This window comes from Pedobacter alpinus, from assembly GCF_042684645.1.
GTDB classification, from domain to species: domain Bacteria; phylum Bacteroidota; class Bacteroidia; order Sphingobacteriales; family Sphingobacteriaceae; genus Pseudopedobacter; species Pseudopedobacter alpinus.
Genome location: NZ_JBHULV010000025.1, coordinates 1 through 9,330 on the forward strand (window position 1 = coordinate 1; position 9,330 = coordinate 9,330).

The following is a 9,330-nucleotide window of genomic DNA, read 5'->3' on the forward strand; positions in this document are numbered from 1 at the left end:
TATAAATCTAATTAATGCTACTCAAAAAACAATAATCTGACAATAAAAAACCTCTAATAAACTATTGCAATTCCAAACTGGACACCCTCGCAAACCCATAGGACAGAGCTGCTGTTTAAACGATATCCAGATTTACAGAAAGCCTATGAAATTTCCCAGGAGTTGTCGGCAATACTTAGCCATTCAAAAGACAAGCGGATAGCCTTCAAAAAATTAGCAATATGGTATAATAAGATAGAAAAACTAGGTTATAAATCCTTCAATACCATAGCTAGAACCATTCAGAACAATTATGAAACCATATTGAACTACTTTGATAACAGAAGCACAAATGCATCTGCAGAATCTTTCAATGCCAAGATAAAAGCTTTCCGGTCGCAGTTCAGAAGGGTGAGAAATGTGAAGTTCTTCCTTTTTAGACTATCCAAAATATATGCCAAATCCCTCTCTCCAACTTTTACGCTTGATCCTACAATTCCAATTGATCAGGCAAAAGAATCTTAAAAAAAATCCTGATTACCGGCCGATAATCAGGATTAATACGATGGAATGGGAACTTATAATGAAGCTAATACTGCATCATTTTTAACCACTTGACTGTGTTTTGGTTCTTTTGAACGGCTACCATTTTCAACGTTGGTAGCATTTTTTAGGAACTGAACTTCCATGCGAGAGGTTGTTTTGTTTCTTCTATCTTTTCTTTTTAAACGCGTTACTGCCATGACTTTTATTTTAATTAAAATTTTAAATGAGGTCGAGAGCGGATTCGAACCGCTGTAGAAGGTTTTGCAGACCTCTGCCTAGCCACTCGGCCACTCGACCTTTTCTTTTAAGGAACGCAAAAATAGTAAAATTTTAATACAATTCAACTTATTTTAGTTTATTTCTACTCATTTCTGCACAGCAAATTGCTGCGGCAATTCCAACATTTAAAGATTCGGTGTTTTTACCACCTGGTATTGTTATTTTATGACTTATTAAGTCTATAATTTCTGGAGATATGCCTTTGCCTTCACTACCTAAAATTAAAAAACCAGCACTTTCCCAATTTTGGTTAAAAATATTTTCTCCATTTAATAAAGTACCATATTTAGGTAAATTACTGCTTTTTAATAAAGTTTCTATGTTTTGATAGCTTACTTTAACTCTTGTTAAAGAACCCATTGTAGCTTGTATAACTTTTGGGTTGTAAACTTCAACGCAATCTTCGGAGCAAATTATTTGGTTAAAACCGAACCAATCAGCAGTGCGTATTATGGTTCCTAAATTACCGGGGTCTTGTACACCGTCTAAAACTATTATTTGTTCCTTAATTTGCGATTCAATAATAGTAGTGTTTTCTGGGATTTTAATAACAGCTAAAATTCCTTGCGGAGCTTGTAAAGCGCTTATTTTTTCTAATTCATTTATACTAACTTCGCAGATATTTTGTTTGTTAGATAAATTATCCATTTTTGATAAAATATCTGAAGTGTAATAAATTGATTTTACATGATAATCAGAGTTTAAAAACTCTGAAATTGCTTTATAACCTTCAACAATAAAAAGCTGATGTTCTTTTCGGTATTTTTTTTGATGAAGAGATTTGATTAAACTTATTTGAGATTTTGACAGCATATAAATTTTACCTTTTTACAATAATAGTCTTTTTTGTTTTTATCGCCTTTGGCTGTAGGTCAACTAAGCGTTTGGCAAAAAACGAATCTTTAGTTACAAAACTAACAATTAAGGGAATTGATAAAGAATTTTCTGTGAGAGCTGCTGATTATGTGGCTCTAGATATCCGGCCAAATTCGCCCTTTAATTTATTTATTTATAATACATTTAGTAGAAAGGGTAAATTAAAACTAGGGGAGGCTCCACATTTATTAGATAGTGCTTTGGTAGAAGTTTCTAGAAACCAAATAGAGAAATTTTTAAACATTAAAGGTTTTTTAAATGCCAAAGTAACAGATAGTATAAGTATTGAAAATAAAAGAGTAAGCATTTTTTATACTGCGATACAAGGCACAGAATTTAAATTCAGAAATTTAGAGTTTAATATTCCTGATACTAGCGTAAAAGCAATTTATCTGGCAAAAAAAGATTTATTTACTCGTATTAAAGCTGGAAAAAGATATGATTCTGATAGTTTGGCTTATGAAAGAGAGCAAATTTATTTGTTAATGAAACAAAATGGCTATTACGATTTTTTGCGTCAATACGTTAGGCCTACTGTGGATACAAATTTCAATAGCGGAGTTGCAGACGTTAATTTAGCAATTCTTAATCCGCAAGGAAAAGATTATCATCAAAAATTCACTTTAGGAAATACTTATTTAAGAATACAACCAAGTAGCGGTATTATTGAAAAAGGGATGAGCAGAGATACAGTTGTTATTGATTCACAATACAGATTTTATGATTATTCAAAGTTTTTTAAACCCAAAAAGTTAGTTGACTACATTTATCTTAAAAAAGACGAATTATATAATATACAAAACTCCGAATTAACTACTCAACGATTTTTTGATTTGAATGCTTTTAGAAGTGTGAGTGTGGATTTTGCAAAAAGTAAAGATTCTAGCAAGAATGAATTGGTAGGTTTAATAGATATTATTCCATTAAAGAAGAAATCGAATAGATTTGATGGCGAGTATACTTTTAACACTAGTATAACTGGTTTAAATTTAGGTGTTACCTATCAAAATAGAAATATTTTTGGAGGTGCAGAGATTTTTGAGGTTAAATTGAGAGGCGGTTTACAATTTGATAAAAATATAAGTGGAGGTTTAACGAATAGGATTTTAAGTAGGGATTATCAGATAGGTGTAAGTTTAAGTTTTCCTCGTTTAATTACCCCATTTAATATTGAATCTTTTGGAAGAAATGGTGTTCCGCATACACGTATAGGTACAACTTATCAAACTTATAAACTTACAGATAGTTATTTAAGAAAAAGCTTAGGTGTTAATCTAACTTATGATTGGGTAGAAAGCAAGTATAAATTACATTCATTTACACCTATAAATATTCAATATTCAAATGCTCAAATTAATGACGCATTATCTCAACAGCTAATCAGTCAAGGAAATGCATTCTTTTTGTCGACATTGCGTTCCCAATTAATATCAAGTAGTTATTACACATATACTCGTAATCTGGCAAAACTAACAACCTTTAATAATTTTACATTTTTCTCTTCAACTGTTGAAATTGGTGGGAACACATCAGCTTTAGCGGCTAAATTATTCAATAATAGTAATAATGAGGATCAGAAGTTACTGTTTGGTGTACCTTATTATCAATTTACAAAAATAGAGACAGATATAAGGTTTTATAAATTTTTAGGTGGCGAAAGGCAGTTGGTATTAAGAGTAAATCCGGGGATTGGTTACTCTTACGGAAACATAAAATCCTTACCATTTGATAAACGTTTTTTTGCAGGTGGTTCTACTGGTTTAAGAGCGTGGCAGGCAAGAACCGTTGGACCAGGAAATTATAATAGAGCTTCTTTAGCGTCAGACTCGGCAAGGTTCAATTTAAGAAATTTAGATCAGCTTGGAGATATTAAGTTTGAAGGTAATATAGAATATCGTTTTAAGCTTGTTGATAATTTTATAGGTTCCAAAGTAAAAGGGGCAACTTTTATAGATTTTGGTAATGTATGGCAATTAAGGGATAATGCTTTAGAGGGTGGACAAATAAAACTAAATAAATTGTTTAATCAAACTGCAATTGGAGTTGGTTTTGGTTTAAGATTTGATGTTTCTTTCTTTGTTTTTAGGTTAGATGCAGGTTTTAAATTTAAAGACCCTCAATTTATTGGAGAAGATCAATATGTTTACAAATTGTGGTTTGATAGAGAAGCTAAAAATACATTTAAAGCAAATTATGGAATTTCTAACTCACCTGATAGATATTCACTCTCGCAAATACAATTTGGAATAGGTATGCCTTTTTAATTGATGTATTTCTGTGAAATTTAATTCGCTTTAAAACGCTAACTATAGGAGCAAAAATTAATGGTTCACATAATTTTTAGTTTTAAAAAATCAAATCAAATTTTTTATACCATCAATTATTGATTCAAAAAAAGTGGGGATGGATAAACCTTTGCTGTAATAGAAATAGAAAATAATTGATAAAATAAAGATTACTATACCTATCATTTTCCTGAACATATAGCCTATTAAAACTAAACCTAATGGTATTGCTAAAAGAATATACCAACTAATTTTAATTGGGTTTAAATTGGTGTCCTTTTTATAAACAAAGTATAAATTTGAAGGGCTTTTGCCATCATTTAAATGTTTAATAAAAATAAAAGCAGATTTTTCTATTTGTAATTCACAAACTGCCACGCCAACATTAAAATTTAATTCTTGTTTAAAACCATTTACAGAAAAATTATAAACTCCGTTTATGTTTTCTATTGGATTATCTAAAGAGTCTGTTGCTATAATTGCTAGCTTTTGCCCTTTTAGTAAATTTTCTTTAACTACAAAAGAATTTATGGTTTGATTAGCGAAAGCGTACGCAAAATTAAAGCATAAAAACATTGAAAATAGTAAAAGCTTTCTTGTTATTCGTATCATAAATCAATTGCTCTTTTTTTGTACATTAAAAAGCCAATATGGAAAAACACTCCAAATCTTTTGGCTCTATCATCGTAATAATTAAAATTTAAACTAATTGGCCCAATAGGGCTATGGTAAACGGCATTTCCGTTAAAAATAAACCTTTGTTCCGAAAAAGAATCTCTAAATATACTTTGTTGGCTACCAACTCTAATTACTTCTTTGTAGGGTTGAAAAATATAACCCTCTAATCTAAAATCTAAATTCTTTCTAAAATTAAACACATTTTTAAATCCTAAAGCTAAATATTTATCTGCTCTAAGGTTTTCTAAGAAAATTGTTTTAGAATCTTGCAAAGGATAAAATGCGGGTGTATGAATTAGGTTACTTTTGTAATTTGCAAAATTTGAGCGGTTGCTGTAAACTGCTTCAACAGTGTATCCAAAATTATATTTTTCTTTTACTGGATAATATTTTTCTGAACTTATTTTAAATTTATACCATCGTCTAAATATATCTAAAGAAGTAAGATTAGCATAATTAGGGTCATTTCTTAAAATATTACCAGGTTCATAATTTTCATAACCTTCAAAATAGGTTAACCCAACAGTAAAAGCATTTCCTTTAGATGGATATTGTTTACGGTTTAGGTTATTACGTTCATAATTTATACCACTAACAAAGCCTTTAAAATCTGTTTCATCTAAAATGTCACCAGATGAAAAATTATCAGTAGGGCTATATTTGTTAATGGTGCCAAAATAGCCTAAAAAGATTTCTGTTTTAGCATTTATACCACTTGATATCCCCAACTTTTGCACTATTCTGTTGTCAGACTGCTCTAAGAAAGTAGGATTGTTGTTTTCTAAAAACAATTGCCCCGATTCAAAATAATTCCAGTAATTGTAGGTAAAAGAAGTTTCTAAAAACAAAGGAGTTTTTTTTGGTAAATCCATTCTAAATGCTGTTTGTACAGATTCGTGGAAACGACCAGTATAAAAATTGGCATTTAATGTATAAGAGTTTTTTCTTAAGTAATTATATTGTAAACCAATAAATGCATTACCAACTGGACGGCTGGTTATACTGCCTCCAAAATCTAACTTAAAGTTTCTTTCTGGTTGTACAATTAGCTCAAATTCATAAATGTTTTCTGCGGGTAAGTAGTTTATTTTAGGGTAAACTGTTTCAAAATTATCATCACCTAATAATTTGTAGTAACCATTTTTAATATCTTTAAGGTTTAAATGTTTGTTTAAATTTTTAAAAACGTTTTGTATATAAATTCTTTTTTTACTGTTTACCCCGGTTATTTTAATGTTTTTAAAAGTGAGGTAAGGATTTTTATCAATAAATATTTTTCTTTTATTTTTAACAGTTTCTAAAGAGACATTTTTTTTTATTTTAATTTTAATTTGCCCTATTTCAGCAATTGTTGCATCATATCCTTTTTTAATTAATTCCTCAACGGGTGAAAAATTAGTAACTGTGTAATTAGCTAAATCTGGTTCTATATATATACCGTTTTCTCCTAATTCAGTTGAATCTGTTTTGCTTAAAAAAAGATAGATTAATAATTTATTCATTAATTTTTCATCAATATCTTTTGGATAAGTATTAAAGTTTTTTGAAGATACATTTGAACCAATAATTATATCGGGATTAAACTCGCTCTTCATTACATCAACAGGGAAGTTATCATACAAACCACCATCAAATACATATTTGCCATCTACTTTAATAGGTCTGTAAACTAGTGGAACTGTAAATGTGCCTCTAACAGCCTCTACTAAAGAACCACTTTTCATCGGAATCATTTTTTGAGACAATACATCAGAAACAATGCAACGATAAGGAACAAAAAGATTATCAAAATTACCTTTTGCATTTGCAGATGCTTGACCCAATAACTCAATTAAAGCAAAATTTAATGGAATATCATTTATCAAATTAGACCTGAATTTGAAGTTAAACCCTGTGTCTATTTGTAGTTTTGCAGATATAAATGAAGGGTTTTTATCTTTTTTTTGAAAGAAGAAACTGTAATCACTATCGTATTTACCGCTCACCCAGTCTTGAAAATCAGAACTTAAGGCCACATATTCAATTTCATTTGGCGAGTAACCAGCCGCATACATTGCGCCAACAACGCCACCCATTGATGTTCCAGTAATGTAATCTATCGGGATATTGTTTTCTTCTAAGGCTTTTAAAACACCAATATGTGCCAAGCCTTTTGCACCACCACCACTTAAAACTACTCCAACTTTTTGCCCGTAAATAGTTTGAGAAAGAAAAAAAAGTATAAATAAGAGATGGAGCTTTTTCAAACTTTAAAATGGAATTTAATGTGTTAGAAATTAAAGCAAATTTAGTATAATTACATTTAATAGCTTTATTTGAAGCTGTTTTACTTTTAAGATTATTTATGAAAATACGTAAAAACACGTATAGCTATCTTTAAGTTGATTATTAATTTTGGTTAAACTAAAAATTACAAATATGAAAACTTTACTAACCACCATTTTTTTTGTGTTAATAGTATCTTATGCTGCTAACAGCCAAACTAAGTATTATTATACTACAGTTTCAAGTCCGGATAAAACAACAGATTATTTGTTTGGCTTTTACCCGTCAACATTAACTTACACAGAATCGGCAAGTGTGAAACCTTATACATCCATAAAAGCAGTTTTATTGAATCAAAAAGGAGCAAACCCGTTTAAATCTAATAACGATAAAATTATGATTTTATTAAAATCAGGTAAAATGATACGGAATTATACAACGCAAGCTAAAGAAGGTGATTATGCTGTTGAATACACCACCCAGCCAGGAGAAAATCATACTCAGTATTATTGTTTTAATGGTAAAGTTGAAGCTAATGATATTGATAGGGTTTGGTATATTTTGAGTGATACTCAAATTTTTGAATTACTTACTGCAGAAACAAAATCAAAAGAATAAATTCATCAAAAAAGAAAGTCTTAATATTCACTTTTTTTTCTTAGAGGGTTTTTAAACTTTCCCACATTGTTTTATCAACTGGTATGCCTTCTTTTAAGTTCTCTTTTCTAATTTTTAGCGTTTGTTCTCCTGGATACCTCACTTCGGTACTTCCTTGCTTGGTATAGGCTAAAATTTCATCAGCAATTTGGCTTGCGTTGGAATATAAATCCATGTCTAAACAAATATAAACTTGCGAAATTCCTTTTTCTTGTTTTGATTCTGAAATTGCAGCAGTAGTTTGCCCTCCACTTAAAATGCTTACTAAAATATCTAACATCATTGCTAAACCAGAGCCCTTCCACATGCCCATAGGTAGTGGGCGTTTGCTTAATCTAATACTTTTTGGGTCTTTAGTTAATTCTCCTTTTTGATTATAGCCTCCTATAAATGGTAATTTCTTGTCTTTAAGTTCATATTCCTCTAATTTACCATAAGAAAATTGCGACATGGCCATGTCTAAAATAATGTGTCCGTTTTTATTAGGCACAGCAATAATTAACGGATTATTACCAATTAAAGCCTCTGAAGAGCCCCATGGCGGCATTATGCCAATGGTATTTGTGAAATTAATTCCAATGCAATTTGCTTCTGCAGCTTGCCAACCGTAAGCGCCGCCACGCATCCAATGATTGGTGTTTTTTAAAGCAACACAAGCCATACCATGTTGTTTGGCCAATGTAATTGCTCTTTGCATACAAAATTTAGCATTTAAAACTCCGGGACCTAAATTACCATCCCATTGTTCTATTACTCCAAAACTTTTTATCAAGGTAGGTTCTGCTTCAATATTTATATATCCTTTTTTAATGTAATCTACAAATACCGGAAACCTGTTTAAACCATGAGAGTAAACTCCATCTCTACTGTTGTTAGCGAAAATTTCTGCACATGCTTTGGCTTTGGTTTCTGAGAATCCTAATTTTAATAAAACAGATTTTAATTCATTAAATAAGGTTTCGTAGCTTACTCTTCTCATTTTATTTTTTTTAAGTTATCAAACTAAAACAAATATAATCATTGTTTAACTATTGGGCATTTTGTAGAGAAACTCCACAACTTACAAATCCAATAGAAATATATAAAAAACTGATTAAAAGTCATTTGTGTTATGTAGGCCAACTTGGCACACTTATCCATAATATAGATTCCAGAAAACGATTAATTAACAATTTAAATATTATTATTATGAAAAAGTACATTTTATCAGCAGCAATAGTAGCATTAACAAGTGTAGCATTTGTAAACGCTAACGAATTAAATTCAAATAAAATTAATACTGCAATTGTTACAGTGCAAGACAGTACAACATCAACTCCGGTTAAACTAGAAGAATTGCCAGAACCAGTAAAAACAACATTATTGTCTGATGCTTATAAAGCTTGGACACCTACAGAAGCTTTTTGGGTAAAAGAAGAAGGTGGTAAAGAATATTACCAAATTAATGTTACCAAAGAAGAGGAAAAAGCTTCTTTAAAAATTAAAGCAGACGGAACACCATCGGAATAATAGAGATTAAACAATAGAAGTTAAGATTAATACCAATTTAGATATAAAACGCCGTATTAAATGCTGTTAGATAATGGTGGTTTCCAGTGATTGATTTTATCGTCTCCTCTTTCATGTCCTTTACTATGTTGTTGAGCCATTCCTTTAGGCTTTCCATGGTCTCGAAGCGCTGGTTCTTGAACCTGTTCTTGATGTATTGCCAAACCTGTTCGCATGGGTTCAGTTCCGGGTTGTACGGAGGTATGTTCAGCAGGTA

General features: G+C 30.5%; 10 protein-coding genes and 1 tRNA gene. 4 read left to right on the forward strand and 7 right to left on the reverse strand.

Features of this window, described 5'->3' with window-relative positions; genetic code table 11:
• Window positions 1-69 precede the first annotated feature (69 nt).
• A complete protein-coding gene (locus ACFSSE_RS08340; RefSeq protein WP_379100857.1) occupies window positions 70-504 on the forward strand; it encodes a transposase in 435 nt (144 codons plus the stop codon).
• Window positions 505-557: 53 nt separating this feature from the next.
• Here ACFSSE_RS08340 and ACFSSE_RS08345 read toward each other — a convergent pair whose 3' ends face one another.
• The 3 genes from ACFSSE_RS08345 to ACFSSE_RS08355 form a co-directional block, all read right to left on the reverse strand.
• Entirely contained in the window at window positions 558-722 is a 165-nt protein-coding gene (locus tag ACFSSE_RS08345) for a spore protein (RefSeq protein ID WP_379042120.1), read from the reverse strand.
• Window positions 723-751: 29 nt separating this feature from the next.
• A tRNA-Cys gene (locus ACFSSE_RS08350) sits at window positions 752-822 on the reverse strand.
• A 48-nt stretch (window positions 823-870) separates the two neighbouring features.
• On the reverse strand, window positions 871-1,617 hold the full coding sequence (locus ACFSSE_RS08355) for a TrmH family RNA methyltransferase (RefSeq protein ID WP_379042118.1): 747 nt from the start codon (window positions 1,615-1,617) through the stop codon (window positions 871-873).
• On the opposite strand from ACFSSE_RS08355, the gene tamL reads away from it, so the two are divergent.
• The gene (gene tamL / locus ACFSSE_RS08360) at window positions 1,608-3,944 is read left to right on the forward strand and encodes a translocation and assembly module lipoprotein TamL (protein WP_449304948.1); all 2,337 of its coding nucleotides are present in this window, start codon (window positions 1,608-1,610) and stop codon (window positions 3,942-3,944) included. The two genes, ACFSSE_RS08355 and tamL, sit on opposite strands and share 10 nt — an antisense overlap.
• 90 nt (window positions 3,945-4,034) lie before the next feature.
• Here tamL and ACFSSE_RS08365 read toward each other — a convergent pair whose 3' ends face one another.
• Window positions 4,035-4,577, reverse strand: a complete 543-nt coding sequence (locus tag ACFSSE_RS08365; protein WP_379042114.1) for a hypothetical protein — start codon at window positions 4,575-4,577, stop codon at window positions 4,035-4,037.
• The gene (locus ACFSSE_RS08370) at window positions 4,574-6,889 is read right to left on the reverse strand and encodes a patatin-like phospholipase family protein (RefSeq protein WP_379042112.1); all 2,316 of its coding nucleotides are present in this window, start codon (window positions 6,887-6,889) and stop codon (window positions 4,574-4,576) included. Before ACFSSE_RS08370 ends, ACFSSE_RS08365 begins: the two co-directional genes overlap by 4 nt.
• 172 nt (window positions 6,890-7,061) lie before the next feature.
• Between ACFSSE_RS08370 and ACFSSE_RS08375 the strand changes: the two genes are divergently transcribed.
• Window positions 7,062-7,526 carry a hypothetical protein gene (locus tag ACFSSE_RS08375; protein WP_379042110.1) on the forward strand — a complete coding sequence of 155 codons (465 nt, stop codon included), beginning with the start codon at window positions 7,062-7,064 and terminating at the stop codon, window positions 7,524-7,526.
• Between the two features lie 40 nt (window positions 7,527-7,566).
• On the opposite strand, the gene yiaK is transcribed toward ACFSSE_RS08375, so the two are convergent.
• Window positions 7,567-8,544 carry a 3-dehydro-L-gulonate 2-dehydrogenase gene (yiaK, locus tag ACFSSE_RS08380; protein WP_379042108.1) on the reverse strand — a complete coding sequence of 326 codons (978 nt, stop codon included), beginning with the start codon at window positions 8,542-8,544 and terminating at the stop codon, window positions 7,567-7,569.
• 209 nt (window positions 8,545-8,753) lie between these two features.
• Between yiaK and ACFSSE_RS08385 the strand changes: the two genes are divergently transcribed.
• A complete protein-coding gene (locus ACFSSE_RS08385) occupies window positions 8,754-9,074 on the forward strand; it encodes a hypothetical protein (protein ID WP_379042106.1) in 321 nt (106 codons plus the stop codon).
• A 37-nt stretch (window positions 9,075-9,111) separates the two neighbouring features.
• Here ACFSSE_RS08385 and ACFSSE_RS08390 read toward each other — a convergent pair whose 3' ends face one another.
• On the reverse strand, window positions 9,112-9,327 hold the full coding sequence (locus tag ACFSSE_RS08390) for a transposase (protein WP_379100860.1): 216 nt from the start codon (window positions 9,325-9,327) through the stop codon (window positions 9,112-9,114).
• Window positions 9,328-9,330: the final 3 nt, after the last annotated feature.